This window comes from Sporosarcina sp., assembly GCF_029257255.1.
Taxonomy (GTDB): Bacteria; Bacillota; Bacilli; order Bacillales_A; family Planococcaceae; genus Sporosarcina.
In genome coordinates, this window is sequence record NZ_JARICI010000026.1 from 25421 (window position 1) to 46322 (window position 20902).

Consider the following 20902-nt stretch of genomic DNA (forward strand, 5'->3'; position numbering starts at 1 on the left):
TTAAGTATAAACGAAGCGTAAAAATGGTTAAAGGGAAATGTACGCATTTAATAGGAGGTTTTATTTTGAAGAACATCTTAGTATTTTTTTCAGTTGCGCTTATACTGGTGGCTTGTTCCAATGAAACTTCAGAAAGACAGCGGTTGACAGATGCACTTGCTGTGATTAATGAAAAGGAATCGCAAAGTCTGAGCGTTGTAAAGAAGCTGAATCAGCAGGAAGAGAAAGAGCAAAAAATATTTGCTAAAACGATGGAGCTGACGCAGGACCAATATCCTGAAGTGAAAAAGCAGGTCGCTTCATTAAAAAAATCAGCCAGGAACAGAACAGAAATGATAGAAAAAGAAGAGATGACTGTCAGCGAGGCGAGAGATGAAACGAACGAAGTAGCGGATTTGCTGAAGACGTTAAAACGCGAAGATAAGAAAAAAACTGAGAAAATGCTTGCGACTCTGGAAGAGCGATATACTTTGCATGAAAAATTTATATTGGATTATAAAAACCTAATTGATGCACAAACTCAATTATATACTCAATTAGAGGATCGGGAGGTTCGTGCGAGTCAACTTCAGAAAAAAGTGAAAGAAATAAACGAATTGGCTGTTACGGTTCAGTTGTCGGTTGAAGAGTTTAATGCTTCGACTGCTGAGGTTAATCGGTTAGGAACGCGTGTCTTGGAAAGTTTAGAAGACGTAGATTAAGGAAAGTAAAGAGTAGGGAGGGTTTCTCCCTACTTTTTTATGGAGTTAAGGGAAGTAGATGTAATAGGAAAAACAGTGAACACGGAAGAACTGTACCATTACAGTTTCGATATTGTGTTAGTACAGTGTTTTTTTGTGAAACAGTGTTTAATTACTAAAACTCTGTTATTACAATGGTTGACCATGCGCTCAGTTTTGAGTATACTTAAAAATATACCACGTTGTATTAATTTTATTCGAAAATAGTATAATACAGATATGAAGGAGAGATCAAGATATGGTAGCTAAAAAAGGAAATCAGTATGATCCAGTGAAAGCGCTTCAATTGATTGAAAGCCAATTTGAAATGGTACAAATTCTTAATGAAGAAGGAAAAATTGTTGATAAAGACTTAGATCCGAAACTTTCTGATGATGAATTAGTCGAGTTAATGGATCGCATGGTGTATACAAGAATTTTGGATCAGCGTTCTATTTCATTGAATAGACAGGGGCGGTTAGGTTTCTATGCGCCAACTGCAGGGCAGGAAGCTTCACAGCTCGCATCTCAGTATGTGTTGGAAAAGGATGACTTTATTCTTCCTGGTTATCGTGATGTTCCTCAGCTTCTATTCCACGGCTGGCCGCTGGAAATGGCTTTCCTTTGGTCAAGAGGACACTATGAAGGCAGTATTCTTCCTGATGGTTTAAATATCTTCCCTCCACAGATCATAATTGGTGCACAATATATTCAAGCAGCTGGTGTTGGGCTGGGCTTTAAGAAAAAAGGGCAAAAATCAGTTGTTATCACTTATACAGGTGACGGCGGAACATCTCAAGGTGACTTCTATGAGGGATTGAACTTTGCGGGAGCTTACAAGGTGCCTGCGATCTTCATTATTCAGAACAACCAATATGCGATTTCCACTCATGTTGATGTACAGACTGCAGCTAAAACATTAGCGCAAAAAGGTGTGGCAGCAGGTGTGCCGAGTGTACTTGTAGACGGGATGGATCCGCTAGCAGTATACGTAGCGACTCGTGATGCAAGGCAGCGGGCGGTCAATGGAGACGGACCGACACTTATTGAAACAATGTGTTACCGCTATGGTCCACATACAATGGCTGGGGATGACCCGACACGTTACCGTACTTCTGATATCGATGATGCATGGGAAAAGAAAGATCCAATCGTCCGTTTCAGAGCGTATTTGGAAGGAAAGGGCATCTGGTCTAAAGAACAAGAAGAAAAAGTGATTGAACGTGCAAAAGAAGAAATTAAAGAAGCTATAAAGAAAGCTGATGCAGCACCTAAGCAAAAAGCAACTGACTTTATGAAAATTATGTATAAAGGCGATATGCCATTTAACTTACAAGAACAAGCAGATGAGTACGCACGAAAGGAGTCGAATTGACCAATGGCACAGATGACAATGATTCAAGCGATCACAGATGCGCTTCGTACAGAACTGAAAAACGATGAAAAAGTCTTACTATTCGGGGAGGACGTAGGCGCAAACGGAGGTGTCTTCCGTGCGACGGAAGGTCTTCATAAAGAATTTGGGGAAGACCGTGTATTTGATACGCCACTTGCAGAATCCGGTATCGGCGGACTGGCAATTGGTTTAGCATTAACCGGCTTCCGTCCTATTATGGAAATTCAATTCTTTGGATTTTTATTCGAAGTACTGGATTCCGTTAGCGGACAGATGGCGAGAATGAGCTTCAGAACTGGCGGTCATTTTAACGCACCGGTTACAATCCGTGCGCCATTTGGCGGTGGTGTAGCGACTCCTGAAATGCACGCGGACAGTTTGGAAGGAATTGTAGCTTCACAGCCAGGTCTGACTGTAGTTATTCCTTCGACTCCGTACGATGCAAAAGGATTGCTCATTTCAGCAATAAAAGATGATAATCCTGTAATTTTCCTAGAGCATATGAAATTATACCGTTCATTTAGACAGGAAGTTCCTGAAGAGGAGTATACGATTCCTTTAGGTAAAGCAGATGTGAAGCGCGAAGGAACAGATTTGACGATCATTGCATACGGTGCGATGGTTCAAGAAAGTTTGAAGGCGGCAGAAGCATTAGAAAAAGAAGATTACTCAGTTGAAGTAATCGACTTGCGCACTATTCAGCCGTTAGACGTAGAAACTATCATTAAATCAGTAGAAAAAACAAACCGTGCAATAGTTGTACAAGAAGCACAGCGTCAAGCAGGAATCGCTGCGAACGTAGTGGCGGAAATTACTGAACGCGCAATCTTAAGTTTAGAAGCACCTGTTTTACGGGTAACAGCTCCAGATACAGTGTATCCATTTGCTGCCGGTGAAAACACTTGGTTGCCAAACGCTAAAGATATTGCAGCGAAAGCAAAAGAAGTCCTAACATTTTAATTGAGTCCAGTGTTCATTTCGAATGAAGTTGATTGGAAGTGAATGCTGGATAATCCAGAAAGGGTGAATTACGTGACCTATGAATTTCGTTTACCAGACATTGGAGAAGGTATACATGAAGGTGAGATCGTAAAGTGGTTTGTTAAAGCCGGCGATACAATTCAGGAAGATGATACGCTATTAGAGGTTCAGAACGATAAAGCAGTTGTAGAAATACCATCCCCTGTTTCAGGGACTATTGAAGAAATTTATGTCAGCGAAGGTACGGTGGCTGTAGTTGGAGATAAGTTAGTTCGTTTCGATGCACCGGACCATGATATTCCTGATCACGAAGATGGCGATAGTTCAGATTCATCTACAGAAGAAAGTGCAGAAAAATCGCATGAGCAAGTGCAGGAAACAGTTGGTGTAGAAGGGGCTAAGAAACCTGATCAGCCAGCTGATGAACAGCTTGATTCCAAGCCGGAAGCAACTGTGAAACCAGCCGACAGCCCAGATGAAAACCGCAGAGTTATTGCGATGCCGTCAGTACGTAAATATGCAAGAGAACAAAACGTTACGATTGCACAAGTGGCGGGAAGCGGGAAAAATGGCAGAGTATTGAAGGAAGATATCGATACATTCAAATCAGGTGGGCAGCAGGTGGTTTCTGAAACAGCTAAAACTCAGGAAATATCCGGTCAAACAGCTGAAGAAACAACAGCTCCTAATCAACCTGTATTTGAAGGAGAATTCCCGGAAACACGCGAAAAGCTTTCTCCTATGCGAAAAGCTATTTCAAAAGCGATGTCAAATTCGAAGCATACAGCAGCTCACGTCACATTGCTTGATGAAGTAGATGTCACGGCGCTTGTAGCACATCGTAAAGAATTCAAGGCGATTGCGGCAGAACGCGATATTAAATTAACGTACTTGCCATATGTAGTGAAAGCACTGGTTGCCACGCTCCGTGAATTCCCGCAGTTAAATACATCACTGGACGATGCGACAGATGAATTAATTCAGAAACATTATTACAATATCGGAATCGCTGCAGACACAGATCGAGGCCTGATGGTGCCGGTCGTGAAAAATGCAGATCGTAAATCCGTATTCCATATTTCAAATGAAGTGAATGAACTGGCTGGAAAAGCACGTGATGGAAAACTTCAAGCCGCAGAAATGAAGGATGCATCATGTACGATCACGAATATCGGTTCTGCTGGAGGACTGTGGTTCACTCCAATTATTAATCACCCTGAAGTAGCAATTCTAGGTGTCGGAAGAATTTCTGAGAAACCTGTTGTGAAAAATGGTGAAATTGTAGCCGCACCTATGTTAGCATTATCTTTGGTGTTCGATCACCGAGTAATTGATGGCGTAACGGGTCAATTAGCGTTAAACTATCTTAAGGAATTACTAGGTAACCCATCACTTTTATTAATGGAGGCGTAAAGCACATGGTAGTAGGAGATTTTCCAATTGAAGTAGATACACTCGTAGTAGGTTCAGGCCCAGGAGGATATGTTGCAGCAATCCGAGCAGCACAACTTGGACAGAAGGTTACGATTGTAGAAAAAAATACGATTGGCGGCGTTTGTTTGAACGTTGGATGTATTCCGTCCAAAGCATTGATCTCTGTAGGACACCGTTTAGTAGCAGCTCAAGAGTCTGATACTATGGGAATCACTGCGGAATCTGTCAAACTCGACTTCTCTAAAGCAATGAAGTTTAAAGAAGGTGTAGTTTCTAAATTGACAGGTGGCGTTGAAGGTCTGTTGAAAGGGAATAAAGTGGAAACAGTAAGCGGAGAAGCATATTTTGTTGATGCGAATACTGTACGCGTTATGACGGAGAAATCTGCCCAGACATATAAATTCAATAACGTGATTATTGCAACGGGTGCACGTCCTGTTGAAATTCCATCTTTCAAATTCACTGACCGTGTTATCAACTCTACAGGTGCACTTGCATTGAAGGAACTACCTAAGAAGTTAGTAGTAGTCGGCGGCGGATACATCGGAACTGAGCTTGGTTCTGCTTATGCGAACCTCGGTTCTGAAGTTACGATTCTTGAAGGTGCTGACGATATTCTTGCGGGCTTTGAAAAACAAATGACGCAAATCGTTAAAAAGGGCCTTAAGAAAAAAGGCGTTGAAGTAGTTGTGAAAGCATCTGCAAAAGGCGTTGAAGAAACAAAAGACGGCGTTGTCGTTACGTATGAAGCAAAAGGTGAAGAAGTGAAAGTTGAAGCGGACTACTGTTTAGTGACAGTTGGACGTCGTCCGAACACAGACGAAATCGGTCTTGAAGGACTTGGCTTGAAGATGACTGACCGCGGTCTTATAGAAGTAGACAAGCAGTGCCGTACGAACGTACCGAATGTATATGCAATCGGTGATATCGTTGCAGGTCCTCAGCTTGCACACAAAGCTTCTTACGAGGCGAAAGTTGCTGCTGAAGCAATCTCTGGAGAAAAGTCTGAAGTGGACTACATGGCAATTCCTGCTGTCTGCTTTACTGATCCGGAACTTGCAACAGTTGGTCTGAATGAACAACAGGCTAAAGACGAAGGTTATGAAGTAGTGAGCGGTAAATTCCCGTTCGCAGCTAATGGCCGTGCGCTTTCATTGGATGCAACAGAAGGCTTTGTGAAGCTGGTTGCACGCAAGGAAGATGGATTGCTTCTAGGAGCACAAATCGTTGGAGAAAATGCATCTGACATGATTGCTGAAATGGGCTTAGCCATTGAAGCAGGCATGACACTTGAAGATGTCTCTATGACGATCCACGCACACCCTACATTAGGTGAAATTTCCATGGAAGCAGCTGAAGTTGCTCTTGGTAAACCGATCCACATGATGACAAAATAAAACAACATGATATAACAGCCCATGGGAATTACTTCTCATGGGTTGTTTTTAAATGGAGAAGGAGTGAGATCTTGAACTGGAATACAAGAGTGACAGAGTTATTCGGGATCGATTATCCGATTGTGCAGGGAGGACTTGCATACTTAGCATACGCCGATCTTGCTGCAGCAGTGTCTGAAGCTGGCGGGCTGGGGCAGATAACTGCTATGAGTTTGCCTTCACCAGAATCATTAAAGCAGGAGATTCATAGAGTGCAGCAGAAGACTGCTAAACCATTTGGTGTGAACTTCGCAATTGGCAACCACGGCCGATCGTTTGAAGCGATGGTGGAAGCTGCTCTCGAAGAAAATGTAGAGATTATCTCTGTAACGGGTGGAAATCCAGCGCCTCTATTTGATATGCTGAAAGGAACTACTGTGAAAAAGCTGGTGTTGGTGGCTGCAAGAAGGCAGGCGCAAAAAGCTGAAGAAATCGGTGCGGATGCTGTCATTGCAGTTGGTCAGGAAGGCGGTGGCCACCTTGGACGCGATGACATCGGCACGATGGTGTTGATTCCACGTATAGCAGATGTTGTGAGCATTCCGGTTATCGGTTCGGGTGGTATAGGAGACGGGCGTGGCTGGATGGCGGCACAAGCGTTAGGTGCTGAAGGTATTGAAATGGGCACACGTTTCATTGCAACTAAAGAATGTGTCGATGCATCGCCGGCTTACATTGAAGCGCTGCTAGCCAGTTCTGAGCAAGATACCGCGGTAATCAAGCGGACAATTGGTGCTCCTGCACGGGCGCTTTCAAATGATTGGACGTCAAAAATTCTAGAATTGGAATCTGAAGGTGCGGGTTATCAAGGGTTAAAAAGTTATATTAGCGGGGAAGCTAACTGTAAATTCATTCATGAAGGTTCTATGCAGGAAGGTTTCGGCTGGGCGGGCCAAATTGCTGGAATGATTGATGACGTCCCGACAGTTGCGGATCTGTTTGCCCGCATGCGCAGTGAAGCTGAAACAGTACGAAAAAAATGGGGCGAAGTATAGGAGGTTAATAGATGGCTGAGTATCAGTATCCGTTGCGTGCGGATTGGTCGACTGACGAAGTTGTGAAAGTAATCGATTTTTTTACAAAAGTAGAGAAGGCCTATGAATCTTCTGTTGAAAGAGAAGAATTCATGAATCATTACCGTTTATTTAAAAAAGTAGTTCCTTCAATGGCAGAAGAAAAAACGCTCTGTAAAGAGTTTGAAGAGAGCAGCGGATATGTCGCTTTTCAAGTCGTGAAATTGGCAAAGGAAAGTGTGTCTGGCGATCTGTTGAAAATGTAAAAAAACGATGACCTGGAAATTTTCCGGTCATCGTTTTTTCATTTTAATGAATAGCAATCGGAAGAATGGATCACAATATCGTAAATTGGAAGTAAGCGATTGAACGTATCATCTGCATAGCGATAAAACTCTTCCTCTGTCATTTTGACTGCTTGTTCCTTCGGTAGATGACGCCCTACAAGGAACTCTGCCTTTTTGACAGTCTGCAGTCGTTCCAGTATTTTCTCAAGTCCATCTTTATTTGTTTCACAGATTGCCTCAGCTTCAGGCTTCATGTGATCGCCGGAAACAATAAAATCGTCGGGCAGCAAAAGAAGTTCGTCTACATTTTTTTTCAGTCGTTCGGCAATGCCTTTCTTATCAGGATTTTCATAAATAATTGCCAACACGATGAATAAATGAGTGCCCCATAAGCCAATCTGAAAGTGAGGCAGCGCTTTGTATCCTCTCTTTGCGGGTGCGAATGCGACCCAGCTATCTTTAGGTGGATTTACGGTCCGTCTAGCATGTCGCGCGACGTGCGGGAAAAACTCTCCTTTACCATGCGCAGAAAGGTGGTGTGAAAAATGGTCTCCCAATTCTCTGAACTTTGGCTGAATTTTTTGCTGCAATGCCTCCATCCGATATTCGAGTCCTTCAATCGTAAAAACATCAAAATCCTTTGCTGTCCAATAGGTACTAGTCAATAAAATTCTCCTCCAGTTTGAAATGTCTACGTTTATCTTATCAATAAACGGGGAATAATTTAAAATAACAAGGCTTCTAACCACTTAAAGTCGGAATTTTCACATACCTTATCATAAGACGGTTAGTTCAGCTAATACTAATTAAAGGGGTGCTTACTCATGAAACAAGTTGTTCATTTTATTCGTAAAGAAGACGTAGAAAGAGAATATCTCCGTACACTGCATTTGGAACTTGATTACGAATTAGCTACTCTGTTTGATGCACTGCAAGAAGAAGATACAAAACAAGTCGAGAAAAGTAAAGAGCGTTTAGCGGAAATTCATAATGAGTTGGAGACTTTAGATGTTTTCACAGCGTGAGAGTCAATCAGTAAGAGGCATCCCTCATTTCCTTCAGAATTGAAGAAAATGTGACGGGATGCCTTTTTACTTAATTAGGTGTAACCGTTTTCTCTTTTGTTCCTTCTGCTCTATGTTATACTAGCACTAGTCGGAATGGGAAGAGGTGGCAAGATGAATCTTAATGCAATCGATCGCTATGCAAAATCGTTGATAAAAGAGGCTGGCCACAAAATACGTGTGTCATTTTTTAATACGATAGACATTGATTCGAAGTCTGATGCCAACGATTTAGTGACGAATATTGATAAAGAAGTGGAACTATTCTTCATTGAGCGTGTAAAAGAAGACTTTCCTGATCACAAAATTGTATCAGAAGAAGGATTTGGAGATCGAATTTCTTCATTAGATGGAATAGTTTGGTTTTTAGACCCGATTGACGGGACTATGAATTTCATCCATCAAAAAAGAAACTTTGCGATTTCATTGGGGATTTATGTAGACGGCGTGGGGATGCTGGGCTATATATATGATGTAATGGCGGATGATTTATACCATGCAGCAAAAGACGAGGGCGCCTACTTTAATGATGAGCGGCTTCCGCAGCTGGAAATTACGCCTCTCGAAGAAGCGGTGATTGGCATCAATGCGAGTTGGGTAGTACCGAACGGCAGAGTGGATAATGATAAAATCATTGAATTGGTCACTCGCTGCAGGGGGACGCGTTCCTATGGTTCAGCTGCAATAGAGCTTGCTTACGTTTCATCTGGAAGAATTGATGCATATATTTCCATGCGTTTGGCGCCGTGGGATATAGCGGGGGGCATTGTCATCGCGCAGGAAGTAGGAGCGATGGCTACGAATTTACAGGGGGAAACACCACATTTGCTTGGTACGGACTCATTTATAGTGACAAGACCAAACTTGCATAAAGAAATATTGACAAATTATATCCGACTAAAATAAAAAAGGGGCTGTCTGTTAAACCAATGTGGTTTAATCTGCAGTCCCTTTACCTATATATTCGACGAAATTGTATATAAAAATGGGTTTAAAGAGTACCTTCTCTGCGCATACGTGCTTTTGTTTTAAAACCATTACCCATAATAAAGATGAGGGCGGCGATGGCAAGAACGACTAATAAAATGCTGCGCATGCCTATTCCAACGCCAATTGCAGACATAGATAAAACGGCTGCAAGTGAATAAATTACGAAAATCCACTTAATGTCTTTCAAAAAAATCCCTCCATATAAAATTAAATATTATTGAATTGTACTATCTTGTGCTATAATAACACAGTTGAACATCTGAAATAAAGATAAACGGAGTGAAAAAATGACAAACGTACGTACAGATCTTAGAAATATAGCAATTATTGCCCACGTAGACCATGGTAAAACTACTTTAGTTGACCAGCTGTTAAAACAATCAGGTATTTTCCGATCAAATGAGCACGTGGATGATCGCGCAATGGATTCGAATGAGTTGGAACGTGAACGCGGAATAACGATTCTAGCTAAGAACACAGCTATTGAATATAAAGGCACAAAAATCAATATCATGGATACACCTGGACACGCTGACTTCGGTGGAGAAGTAGAGCGAATCCTGCGCATGGTAGACGGCGTTATCCTTGTTGTCGATTCTTTTGAAGGCTGTATGCCTCAAACTCGTTTCGTACTGAAGAAAGCACTTGAAACGAATTTGAAGCCAATCGTGGTTGTCAATAAAATTGACCGCGACTTTGCACGTCCTGAAGAAGTAGTAGATGAAGTACTAGAATTATTCATCGAGCTAGATGCGAACGATGAGCAATTGGAATTCCCTGTTGTATATGCATCAGGATTTAACGGAACAGCAAGTTTGTCTCCGGATCCGGCTGAACAGGAAGACACGCTTCGTGTTCTTTATGATTCCATTCTAGAAAACATTCCCACGCCTGTTGATAACCGCGATGAGCCTTTGCAGTTCCAAGTATCACTCTTGGATTACAACGACTATGTCGGACGTATCGGTATCGGACGTATTTTCCGTGGTACAATGAAGGTTGGAGAACAAGTTTCCGTCTTGAAACGTGACGGTTCTGTGAAAAATCTTCGAGTTACAAAATTATATGGCTTTATGGGCCTTAAAAGAGTAGAAGTTGAAGAAGCATACGCAGGAGATCTGGTTGCCGTTTCAGGTATGGGTAATATTGACGTCGGAGAGACTGTTTGTCCAACTGATCATCCAGAAGCTCTTCCGGAACTTCACGTTGATGAGCCAACACTTCAAATGCGTTTCTTAGTAAACAACAGTCCTTTTGCAGGGCGCGAAGGTAAATGGGTGACAGCCCGTAAGATCCAGGAGCGTTTAGATCAGCAGTTAGAGACAGATGTTTCTTTACGTGTAGATCCAACAGATTCTCCGGATGAATGGATCGTTTCAGGACGCGGTGAGTTACATTTGTCGATCTTGATTGAAAATATGCGCCGCGAAGGATATGAGCTGCAAGTATCTAAACCGCAAGTTATCATCCGCGAAATTGATGGTGTGCGTTCAGAGCCTTTCGAACGTGTACAAATTGACATTCCTGAAGAGCACACAGGTTCAATTATCGAATCTATCGGTGAGCGTAAAGGTGAAATGATCGACATGATCAATAATGGAAATGGACAAGTTCGTCTGATTTTCTTAGTCCCGGCACGCGGATTGATTGGTTATACAACAGAATTCCTTACACTAACTCGCGGATATGGTATTTTGAATCATACATTTGATTGCTACAAGCCAGTAACAACAGGTAAAATTGGCGGCCGCCGTCACGGAGTTCTTGTTTCTATGGAAAACGGAACAGTTACAGGTTATGGTGTTATGCAATTGGAAGACCGAGGCACAATGTTCGTTGAAACGGGTGCTGAGATCTATGCAGGTATGGTAGTTGGAGAAAGTAACCGTGACAGCGACTTGACGATCAACTTGACGAGAATCAAGCATGCGACAAACGTTCGTTCCGCTACGAAAGACCAGACGGTTACAACGAAAAAACCTCGTATTATGTCACTTGAAGAGGCGCTTCAGTATATTGGAGACGACGAGTATTGTGAAATTACGCCGCAAACGATCCGTTTACGTAAGAAGGTTCTTGATAAGAGTGAACGTGACCGGGCAAATAAAAGAAAAAAACTTGGGGAATAATTTAGATAGAAGGGAATGTATGGAATGAGAGTAGAGGATTCAGAGATGGTCTACAATCGGATGTCCGGAATTGCGCGCATGGTTTATGAACTGGCTCCAAATTTCGACATAGCCGGCTATATTCTGTTGGCCCTCATTTTCATCATGTCTGCTATTGTATACAAGCTTGGTTTTGCGAAAAAGATCAGCTTTTGGCAAAACGCGGTTATTTATACGTTTTTATTTATTGGCTGTTTGGTTCTGACGTTCTTGGCTTTTTTCCTTCCGATCATGGAAGGCTTGATCGTCGCCGCTGCCATTCTAATAATTTACCGCGTACGCCGAATGAACGAATACAAAAAAGACTCCACTGTGCAATAAACAGCGGAGTTTTTTTGTTGTTTAAGGGCAATGCAGGTAAGTAGTAGGAGACCGTTCCCCTGCGCTTCAGGCGGACGCTTTCCCGAGGGCGTGGCTTGAGCCTCCTCGTCGCTGCGCTCCTGCGGGGTCTCAAGGCGCACGCTGATCCTCCGGGAGTCGCCGCCTTACGCTGCGGTCCACTAGTTTGTATTAATTAAGAAGTAACTAATCCCCACATTTATCAGTTTCGCGGTTAGAAATAAGCTCGCAAATTTAATTTTGGATTACCGAGTGTTGTAAAAGTAATTCTTGCAATTATTATTGTGAACTCTCAATAGTGTTGCTTAGAATATAGTGTTTGTAACAGAAAATGTAGTATTCAATATAATTTTAAGAGAAATAAGAGACTCGACTTGAAACAAATTACGCTACGATCAGTTTTTATTTATGTGAAATTGCAGCATAGAGATCATGTTTTTACTTTCACCTGAATGAATTTTTCTATAATTTTATTGCGCTATTACAATTGGAACAACTTAGATAATTATAGAAAATGAAACTATTACTAAGGTATGAAATTGCATAATATTAAAAGTTAATCTTAAATAACCTGCAATGTTATTCAAATAGAACTCAGCGTAATAAGTATTGTAAAACACTCCAGTGTACCGAAGTGGAAGACGGCGACTCCGGGAGGATCAGCCCGACAGGTGAGACGACTTGGGGGAGCGAAGCGACCAAGTCGGCTCACCGCGGGCCCTCCGGAACGCGTCCGTCTGTAACGCAGGGAAACGGTATCTCAACTGCAACCCGTTACTTTTTTAGAAGTAAAAACCCCGCTGCACAAAACTTGCACAGCGGAGTTTACCTATCAAAAATCTTTTTCAGTTAAGTGGGAACTTCGGTAGAAAATGAAGTTGCCTGTTGCTATGCGGGCCTCTGTTTTTTCACTGATGCGCTCCCTGCATGAAGGGCACATATACGTGTGAATTGGCTTGTTTCTCAGCTTTTTAGCAAGAGGGTCACTATCTTCTAACTGGTTGATTTGGTCGCACAGGACGCATTTGACACGCATGCGGTCATCTCCTTCAGTCCACCTGGATCGCTTGCACATTACGGATCGGCGACTCTTTGTTCGAACCGTCTCTAAACAGCGCATGAACAGGCCCGTCTTCGCGTAAAGGCTTGCCTTCGTGGCTGAATTTAAACAGAATATTTGCAGACTCCGCCAGTGGATACGTGTATTTTTCATTGTCTTTTGTAATGAGTGTAAATGTCTTTGCACCGGCATTTGGCTCGGCATTTTTAATAAAAGGCTCTACAACGATTGCGAAGCTTGCTGTCAGCATTTTATCTTTCTCGTAGCGTTTTTCACTCTTTAATGTTGGAGGAAATGTATTGCCTTCCATAATTTCGCGGGACCAATGCTTGCCCATTTTTTCTTTATACTCTTCCATTTCATCGCGTTCCACGAACTCTTTTGTAAAGAAAATATCTAAGTCTAAGCGTCTGTCATCAAAAATCCAAACGGTCGGATCTAAAGTAATATTATGTTTTACATTTCCTGTGATAGGTACTATAAATTCCAAAATACTTCCTCCTCAATCATTTTCAACTAATTCAAGTATACCTTTTCATTATGAAAGTGAAAAGGATTTCATACAGATCTATACTTTTCATGGAGTAATACTTGCAATTTTTAATTGCAAAAGATACAATTTAGACATTAACACCTTGCGGGAATAATGAATAATGGGGGCGTCTCCATGGATATAGAAGTTCAAGATACTTACAAAGAAAAAGCAATGAAGCAGCTTCATACGGATGCGGATAAAATTGCGAAGTTAATTAAAGTGCAGATGGATAATTTAACGATGCCGCAATGTCCGTTATACGAGGAAGTGCTTGATACACAAATGTACGGTTTGTCCCGTGAGATTGATTTTGCTGTGAAGCTTGGTCTTGTGGAGCAGGAAAAGGGCAGGGAAATCCTTACTATGTTAGAGAAAGAGTTAAATATTTTGCACGAACTGTATACAAAAAAATAAATGAAAGACTCAAACTTCTAAAACGGTTTGAGTTTTTTATTTAGGACGATGAGGTAGCTAGTAATGAAGACTTATATGAACCGAATTTTAAGAAATTTTGACTATTCCCTATTTGCAGTATATTTGTTATTATGTCTATTTGGTTTAATAATGATATATAGCGCCAGCATGGTTTGGTCAGTAAATATATATAATGATGAACCAACACGTTTTTATCGCAAGCAGATCATCAGTCTAGCCATTGCGATTCCAGCTTTCTTAGCTGCCTCAATCATACCTTACAGGCATTACCGCAATAAAAAATTCCTCTATGCGACAGTCGGGGTGATGTTTGCTCTGCTTATTATTGTCAAATTTATCGGATTTGGTGATTCTGTCGGTGCAAAAAGCTGGATTGCTTTAGGAAAATTAGGTAATATTCAGCCAACGGAAGTAGCGAAGATTGCTTTCATCATTTATTTTTCAGGTGTTTTTGCCAATAAATTTTATGCCGGCACCCTCGATGAAATTAAAACGACTATAGTGCCGACGTTTTCAATACTTTCAATATCACTGATATTAGTAATCTTAGAGCCTGATTTTGGGGCAACGATGATCTTGTTTTTAATCGCTGTGTCTGTAATTGCAGCCAGTGGTATGAAGTGGAAGAATTATATGAAAATCAGTGCTTTTTTTGCTGTACTAGGGGTGGGTTTAGGCCTCCTTTTATGGATAAAGTGGGATGATGTCATGACGGGTTCACGTGTCGGACGAATTCTTGCATTTACTGACCCTTTTGAATATATGCAGGGGTCAGGACTACAAATAGTCAACGGTTATATAGCAATCGGCGCCGGCGGCTTGAAAGGGGTGGGGCTTGGAAATTCTATACAGAAACTTGGATATTTACCGGAACCTCATACCGACGTCATTATGGCAGTGATATCTGAAGAGATGGGGTTATTAGGGACAACCATTGTCCTTGGCGGTTTGTTTTTCATTGTAATGAAAGCGTTTATCGTTGCTTTGCGCACGAAAGATGCACATGCACGTATGCTGGCAGCTGGTGTTGGTAGCCTGATAGCCATTCAGACTCTTGTAAACTTAGGTGGTTTAACAGGATTGATCCCATTAACAGGTGTTACGCTGCCATTCATCAGTTATGGCGGTACGTCTGTTGTCTTCTTGTCTATTGCGCTGGGTATACTGATGAACGTAACGATGTTTGTGAAGTATGAAAAAACGAAGTAGAGAGGAATGTGTTGTTGGTGGAGAGAAGAGAGATTAAGAAAGTATTGGTCGCAAATCGAGGCGAAATTGCGATCCGAGTATTCAGAGCGTGTACAGAATTAAATATCGCAACAGTGGGGATTTATTCAGCAGAAGACCGAGCTTCTTTGCATCGCTATAAATCTGATCAGTCATTTTTAGTTGGTGAAGGAAAGAAACCGATAGATGCTTACCTTGATATCGAAGGAATTATCGAGATTGCCAAAAAAGCAAATGTCGATGCAATTCACCCGGGTTACGGATTCTTGGCTGAGAACGCAGAGTTCGCTGCACGTTTGGAAGAAGAAGGTATTATTTTCATTGGACCGACATCCAGACATTTACAAATGTTCGGTGACAAAGTGAAAGCACGGGAGCAGGCAATTGCTGCAGATATCCCAGTTATTCCCGGAAGTGATGGACCTGTAACGTCTGTAGAAGAGGTTCGTGAATTTGGTGCTCAGAATAAGTATCCAATCATTATCAAAGCTTCGCTAGGCGGAGGCGGACGCGGTATGCGGATCGTTGAATCTGCCGATGAAGTGGATGAAGCGTATAACCGTGCGAAATCCGAAGCGAAATCCGCTTTTGGTTCAGATGAAGTGTATGTAGAGAAATATATTAATCAGCCAAAACATATTGAAGTGCAAATACTTGGAGATACATATGGAGAGATAGTCCATTTGTACGAGCGTGATTGTTCGATCCAGCGTCGTCATCAGAAAGTAGTTGAAATTGCACCTTCTATCTCATTAACCGATGAATTGAGAGATGCTATTTGTGAATCAGCTGTCAAATTATCGAAGAATGTTGGATATATAAACGCTGGTACTGTCGAATTTTTAGTAGCTGACAATGAATTTTATTTCATCGAGGTCAATCCGCGCATTCAAGTGGAACATACGATTACTGAAATGATTACCGGTATTGATATTGTCCAGTCACAGATTTTTATTGCGCAAGGCGAAAAGCTTCATTCTGAAATAATCAATATTCCACAGCAAAAAGATATTCCGCTTTTCGGTTACGCGATACAGTCACGTGTTACTACAGAAGATCCGTTGAATGATTTCATGCCGGACACAGGCAAAATGTCTGTATACCGTTCAGGTGGCGGCTTCGGAGTTCGCTTAGACACAGGAAACGCATACCAAGGCTCTGTCATCAGTCCTTATTATGATTCGCTGCTTGTAAAAGTATCGACTTGGGGACCGACATTCAGCAGTGCTGCAGCTAAAATGCTCAGAAATTTGAAGGAATTCAGAATACGCGGCATCAAAACCAATATTCCATTCCTGGAAAATGTAGTATGCAACCAAGACTTCTTATCAGGAGATTACAATACAAGCTTTATTGATCAGACACCTGAGCTATTCGAGTTTGCGAACAGACAAGACCGCGGTACGAAGATGCTCTCTTATCTGGGTAACGTGACGATTAACGGATTCCCGGGAATCGATGATCCGACAAGACCTGTTTTACATCCAGTCAGGATTCCAGAAATAGATCTAAAGACAGCGCTTCCAAAGGGAACAAAGCAAATTTTGGATGAACAGGGCGCAGATGCTCTTGTCGATTGGGTACGCAAACAAGAGGATGTATTATTGACGGATACAACATTCCGTGATGCGCACCAGTCTTTATTGGCAACACGTATGAGAACAAAAGAGTTAACGCAGATCGCAACAGAAAGCGCACATTTGCTTCCTGATCTGTTTTCTTTTGAAATGTGGGGAGGCGCTACATTCGACGTCGCTTACCGTTTCTTGAAGGAAAGTCCATGGGATCGTCTGGAAAGATTGCGTGAGCAAATTCCCAATGTGCTTTTCCAAATGCTCTTCAGAGGGGCAAATGCAGTAGGTTACACGAACTATCCTGACAACGTAATCCGGGAGTTCATTAAAGAGTCTGCGTCTTCAGGTATTGACGTGTTCCGAATCTTTGACAGCTTGAACTGGATCAAAGGTATGGAGGTAGCAATCGATGAAACCCGCGCATCGGGAAAAATTGCAGAAGCAGCAATTTGTTATACAGGAGATATTCTCGATGACAGCCGTGCGAAATATACAGTCAATTACTACAAAGAAATGGCTAAAGAATTAGAAGCAGTCGGTGCGCATATTCTTGCGATTAAAGATATGGCAGGTCTGTTGAAACCGGAAGCGGCATATCGTTTAATTTCAGAATTAAAAGATTCCACTGAACTGCCGATTCACTTACATTCTCATGATACGAGCGGTAACGGAATCTTCATGTATGCAAGAGCGATTGAAGCAGGTGTAGATATTGTCGATACTGCAATCGGTTCCATGGCAGGTATGACATCTCAGCCTTCTGCCAATTCACTTGCTTATGCGATGCAGGACAGCAAGCGTCAGGTTCGTGCAGAAACAGAATCGCTTGAGAAGCTTTCACACTACTGGGAAGATGTCCGAAAGTACTACAAGCCGTTTGAAAGCGGTATGAATAGTCCGCATTCAGAGATTTATGTGCATGAGATGCCGGGCGGTCAATATTCCAATCTGCAGCAGCAAGCAAAAGCGGTCGGACTTGGCGAGCGTTGGGAAGAAGTTAAGGAAATGTACACCCGCGTAAACTTCTTATTTGGAGATATTGTTAAAGTGACACCTTCTTCCAAAGTGGTAGGGGATATGGCTCTCTTTATGGTTCAAAACGAGCTGAATGAACACTCAGTCATTTCTCGCGGGCAGACAATTGACTTCCCTGAATCCGTTATTGAATTCTTCGAAGGGTCGATTGGACAGCCATACGGCGGTTTCCCGAAGGAATTGCAGGATGTCATTCTGAAAGGACGTAAAGCAATCACAGTACGTCCGGGAGAACTCCTTGAACCTGTTAATTTTGAAAAAGTACTGGGAGAATTAACGGTGAAGATGGAAAAGCCGGCAACGATGCACGATGCTCTGGCATATGTTCTCTATCCAAAAGTTTTCGAAGAATATATCGAGACGAAAAAACAGTTTGGTGATGTTTCGGTCATCGGTACACCTCAATTTTTATACGGTCTGCGTTTAGGCGAAGAGATCGAAATTGAGATTGAAGTAGGGAAGACTCTGATCGTGAAACTTGTCTCCATTGGTGAGCCACAGCCGAACGGTACGCGCGTATTGTATTTTGAATTGAACGGTCAGTCGCGTGAAGTAGTGATCCAAGACATGCATATTGAAACAAAAGATGTGAAGAAACAAAAGGCGGATCCGACGAATGAAGCACATATCGCAGCAACAATGCCTGGCACGGTATTACAGGTAGCGATTTCTCTGGGTGCTAAAGTTAAACGCGGAGAGCACCTGCTCATCACGGAGGCCATGAAAATGGAAACAACTATTCAGGCTCCATTTGATGGTGTAGTGAAAGAGATTTATGTGGGCCCTGGAGATTCTATCTCGACAGGTGACTTGCTAATTGAAATAGAACATTAATATTCGTCTCCTGCAGTCCGTTTATGGCTGCAGGAGTCTTTGTGTAGGTAAATGTATATAAAAAGGCGCTCAGCTGTGTTAAACAGCAGTGAGCGCCTTTAAAAGTAATGTAGGTAGTTATTTTGAATGGCTACGTGAAACGAGCAGTACTAAGTAGGTGAGTAAACCGAAAAGTAATGTGATGAACAATGAATGAAGGAGCGCAACATAGAGATTCAATCTAGTTAATACGACAATCATACCAGTCGTTGCCTGTGCCAGAACTAATATAAAGGCGCTGATCCAACCCCAGTAAATGACACGTTGGTCACTATAGTGTCTGATTGCTTTAATCGCTATGAAACCAATCCAAACAAGGATAAGGGCAGCTGCGAGGCGATGGCCCATCTGTACCCATTCATACATGTCCTGAGGTAATCGGAATTCGCCATTACGGCACAGCGGCCAGTCGGAACAAGCAAGTCCTGAACTGGTGTGGCGCACGAGAGCTCCTGTGTAGATGACGAAATATGAATAAATGGTTACTCCAATTGTATGAAACTTGAGTGAAGAACCTATCCTTATTTTATCTGCATCAAATTTCTGATCCACTTCAAAGATCAGCAGCGTCAGTAAAAAGACAGCTGAGAATGAAATGAGTGAAATGCCAAAGTGTAGAGCTAGAATGAAATCGCCTTGTCCCCATAATACTTGAGCTGCTCCAATTAGAGCCTGAAGAATTAAAAAGAACACAGCCATGAAAGAAAGAAACTTTGTTTCGCGTATATGTCCAAGGGCTTTCCAGGACCATACAGCCAGAATAACAATTAATATGCCGACGCTGCCTGTTACAAGGCGGTGGGAGAACTCGATGAGAACTTCAGCGGTAATTTCATCAGGAATCAATTGTCCGTTACAGCCGGGCCAGTGTCTGCCGCAGCCCATCCCGCTGTCTGTCTTTGTTACGAGCGCTCCTCCAAGCAAGATAGCTAGCATGCCTATGGTGGAAGCTACGCCGAACCATTTTAAAAACCGATTATATTGCAAGTATGAGACACCTTCTTCTATGAATTGACCTTTTGTTAGTGGCCGATCTATTGTTGTGTTATCCAATTACATAGAAAAACACAGCATGCTGCCAAAGCCGCTGTCTGTATTTTCCATGCAGTTGAATCATTCGTTTCATGCTTTATAATATCGAAAATCACTTTGAAACACAATACCGGGAGCTGATAAAGCTCCGAGGTGAAAGGTTTTTCACAAATTGTTCATAAAAAAGCCTCTTTAACTTCACAATTGTCTTATAGAAATGCTTTACTATATAGTAGGTGTAGGACAAAGACGCTTAGGTTGCACGAAACAGCTATAAATTGCGAAATGGTCTAGAAATTACTGACGAATTTCGATATAGTAAGTGTTAGGGTCTTTGCTGAAAACTTTGAAAGGAGGGTTATTATGTCAAACGGTCGAACGCTTTCGACGGTTGCAGATCCCAAATTGGAGCCGATTACCTTATGGAAAGACTTTTTGGCGCTTATCAAAATAGGCATCGTCAATTCGAATTTGATCACTACGTTCACCGGTCTTTTTTTGGCATTTCAATTCACTGGGAAAAGTTTTCTCCATAATTTCGATTTGTTGGTATTTGCAATTCTGGGTACCGGGTTGATCATTGCAGCTTCCGGAGCACTCAATAATCTGATTGACCGGGATATCGATCCAATCATGTCGAGAACAAAGTCGAGACCTACAGTAACAGGCAGATTTAAAACGCCTGCTGTGCTGACGCTGGCCATTACATTTCTCGTGGCAGGGGAAGTTCTTTTGTTTTCTGCTTCCGCAATGGCTGGCTGGTTGGGGATCATTGGAGTATTAGCTTATGTTGTACTTTATTCCATGTGGTCAAAACGCCAGCATGTCAGCAACACGGTAGTAGGAAGCTTGTCAGGTGCCGTTCCACCTTTAATCGGTTGGGCTGCGGTTGATCCTGCACTGTCGATGGGCGCATGGGCATTGTTCCTGATTATGTTCGTATGGCAGCCTCCGCACTTTTATGCGCTGGCTATGCGCAGAACTGAGGAATATCGTGCAGCAAACATCCCGATGCTGCCTGTAGTAAAAGGCTTTGAACGCACGAAGAAATCTATGCTCATGTGGGTATTGTTGCTATTCCCGCTGCCATTCCTGCTGCAAGAGCTAGGCACAGGATTTGTAGTATTTGCAACCTTGTTGAATGTCGGATGGCTTTATCTCGCCCTAAAAGGATTTAAAGCTAAAGAAGATTTGAAATGGGCCACTTCAATGTTTATCTACTCATTGAATTACATGACAATTTTATTTGTCTCCATGATTATTTTCTCTATATTCATCTAACGTTTCGGAATTCTTTCTTTGAA

General features: G+C 42.2%; 20 protein-coding genes. 15 read left to right on the top strand and 5 right to left on the bottom strand.

What is annotated here, in order from left to right; translation table 11 throughout:
• Positions 1 to 65 precede the first annotated feature (65 nt).
• The 7 genes from Q1J64_RS05975 to Q1J64_RS06005 all read left to right on the top strand — a co-directional run bounded on the left by Q1J64_RS05975 (position 66) and on the right by Q1J64_RS06005 (position 7245).
• Positions 66 to 701, top strand: a complete 636-nt coding sequence (locus tag Q1J64_RS05975; protein ID WP_301108166.1) for a YkyA family protein — start codon at positions 66 to 68, stop codon at positions 699 to 701.
• A 277-nt stretch (positions 702 to 978) separates the two neighbouring features.
• Positions 979 to 2094, top strand: a complete 1116-nt coding sequence (pdhA, locus tag Q1J64_RS05980; protein ID WP_301108167.1) for a pyruvate dehydrogenase (acetyl-transferring) E1 component subunit alpha — start codon at positions 979 to 981, stop codon at positions 2092 to 2094.
• A 3-nt stretch (positions 2095 to 2097) separates the two neighbouring features.
• On the top strand, positions 2098 to 3075 hold the full coding sequence (locus Q1J64_RS05985; protein ID WP_301108168.1) for an alpha-ketoacid dehydrogenase subunit beta: 978 nt from the start codon (positions 2098 to 2100) through the stop codon (positions 3073 to 3075).
• Between the two features lie 72 nt (positions 3076 to 3147).
• The gene (locus Q1J64_RS05990) at positions 3148 to 4509 is read left to right on the top strand and encodes a dihydrolipoamide acetyltransferase family protein (protein WP_301108169.1); all 1362 of its coding nucleotides are present in this window, start codon (positions 3148 to 3150) and stop codon (positions 4507 to 4509) included.
• 5 nt (positions 4510 to 4514) lie between these two features.
• Positions 4515 to 5927, top strand: a complete 1413-nt coding sequence (gene lpdA / locus Q1J64_RS05995) for a dihydrolipoyl dehydrogenase (RefSeq protein WP_301108170.1) — start codon at positions 4515 to 4517, stop codon at positions 5925 to 5927.
• A 71-nt stretch (positions 5928 to 5998) separates the two neighbouring features.
• Positions 5999 to 6961: an NAD(P)H-dependent flavin oxidoreductase gene (locus Q1J64_RS06000; RefSeq protein WP_301108171.1), complete on the top strand. Its 963-nt coding sequence runs from the start codon at positions 5999 to 6001 to the stop codon at positions 6959 to 6961.
• An 11-nt stretch (positions 6962 to 6972) separates the two neighbouring features.
• The gene (locus Q1J64_RS06005; RefSeq protein ID WP_301108172.1) at positions 6973 to 7245 is read left to right on the top strand and encodes a UPF0223 family protein; all 273 of its coding nucleotides are present in this window, start codon (positions 6973 to 6975) and stop codon (positions 7243 to 7245) included.
• A 38-nt stretch (positions 7246 to 7283) separates the two neighbouring features.
• On the opposite strand, the gene Q1J64_RS06010 is transcribed toward Q1J64_RS06005, so the two are convergent.
• Positions 7284 to 7931: a YktB family protein gene (locus Q1J64_RS06010; protein ID WP_301108173.1), complete on the bottom strand. Its 648-nt coding sequence runs from the start codon at positions 7929 to 7931 to the stop codon at positions 7284 to 7286.
• A 159-nt stretch (positions 7932 to 8090) separates the two neighbouring features.
• Here Q1J64_RS06010 and Q1J64_RS06015 point away from each other — a divergent pair, with 159 nt between their 5' ends.
• The gene (locus Q1J64_RS06015) at positions 8091 to 8291 is read left to right on the top strand and encodes a YkzI domain-containing protein (protein WP_301108174.1); all 201 of its coding nucleotides are present in this window, start codon (positions 8091 to 8093) and stop codon (positions 8289 to 8291) included.
• 153 nt (positions 8292 to 8444) lie between these two features.
• Entirely contained in the window at positions 8445 to 9236 is a 792-nt protein-coding gene (locus Q1J64_RS06020) for an inositol monophosphatase family protein (RefSeq protein WP_301108175.1), read from the top strand.
• Positions 9237 to 9321: 85 nt separating this feature from the next.
• Here the strand turns inward: Q1J64_RS06020 and Q1J64_RS06025 are convergent, their stop codons facing one another.
• Positions 9322 to 9507 (bottom strand): YlaF family protein, encoded by a 186-nt coding sequence (locus tag Q1J64_RS06025; protein WP_301108176.1) that lies wholly within the window; start codon positions 9505 to 9507, stop codon positions 9322 to 9324.
• A 100-nt stretch (positions 9508 to 9607) separates the two neighbouring features.
• Here Q1J64_RS06025 and typA point away from each other — a divergent pair, with 100 nt between their 5' ends.
• Both typA and Q1J64_RS06035 read left to right on the top strand, forming a co-directional pair.
• Entirely contained in the window at positions 9608 to 11449 is a 1842-nt protein-coding gene (gene typA / locus Q1J64_RS06030) for a translational GTPase TypA (protein ID WP_301108177.1), read from the top strand.
• A 24-nt stretch (positions 11450 to 11473) separates the two neighbouring features.
• Positions 11474 to 11809: a YlaH-like family protein gene (locus tag Q1J64_RS06035; RefSeq protein WP_367183412.1), complete on the top strand. Its 336-nt coding sequence runs from the start codon at positions 11474 to 11476 to the stop codon at positions 11807 to 11809.
• Between the two features lie 850 nt (positions 11810 to 12659).
• On the opposite strand, the gene Q1J64_RS06040 is transcribed toward Q1J64_RS06035, so the two are convergent.
• On the bottom strand, positions 12660 to 12863 hold the full coding sequence (locus Q1J64_RS06040; protein ID WP_301108179.1) for a YlaI family protein: 204 nt from the start codon (positions 12861 to 12863) through the stop codon (positions 12660 to 12662).
• Positions 12864 to 12876: 13 nt separating this feature from the next.
• Positions 12877 to 13377 carry a peptidyl-prolyl cis-trans isomerase gene (locus Q1J64_RS06045; RefSeq protein ID WP_301108180.1) on the bottom strand — a complete coding sequence of 167 codons (501 nt, stop codon included), beginning with the start codon at positions 13375 to 13377 and terminating at the stop codon, positions 12877 to 12879.
• 177 nt (positions 13378 to 13554) lie between these two features.
• Here Q1J64_RS06045 and Q1J64_RS06050 point away from each other — a divergent pair, with 177 nt between their 5' ends.
• From Q1J64_RS06050 to pyc, 3 genes are all read left to right on the top strand, one after another.
• Positions 13555 to 13836, top strand: coding sequence for an Fpa/YlaN family protein (locus Q1J64_RS06050; protein ID WP_301108181.1), 282 nt, complete (start codon positions 13555 to 13557; stop codon positions 13834 to 13836).
• Between the two features lie 63 nt (positions 13837 to 13899).
• Positions 13900 to 15066, top strand: coding sequence for an FtsW/RodA/SpoVE family cell cycle protein (locus Q1J64_RS06055; protein WP_301108182.1), 1167 nt, complete (start codon positions 13900 to 13902; stop codon positions 15064 to 15066).
• Positions 15067 to 15080: 14 nt separating this feature from the next.
• The gene (pyc, locus tag Q1J64_RS06060; protein WP_301108183.1) at positions 15081 to 18527 is read left to right on the top strand and encodes a pyruvate carboxylase; all 3447 of its coding nucleotides are present in this window, start codon (positions 15081 to 15083) and stop codon (positions 18525 to 18527) included.
• A gap of 117 nt (positions 18528 to 18644) precedes the next feature.
• Here the strand turns inward: pyc and Q1J64_RS06065 are convergent, their stop codons facing one another.
• Positions 18645 to 19553 (bottom strand): COX15/CtaA family protein, encoded by a 909-nt coding sequence (locus Q1J64_RS06065; RefSeq protein WP_301108184.1) that lies wholly within the window; start codon positions 19551 to 19553, stop codon positions 18645 to 18647.
• Between the two features lie 408 nt (positions 19554 to 19961).
• On the opposite strand from Q1J64_RS06065, the gene cyoE reads away from it, so the two are divergent.
• Positions 19962 to 20879 (top strand): heme o synthase, encoded by a 918-nt coding sequence (gene cyoE / locus Q1J64_RS06070; RefSeq protein ID WP_301108185.1) that lies wholly within the window; start codon positions 19962 to 19964, stop codon positions 20877 to 20879.
• Positions 20880 to 20902: the final 23 nt, after the last annotated feature.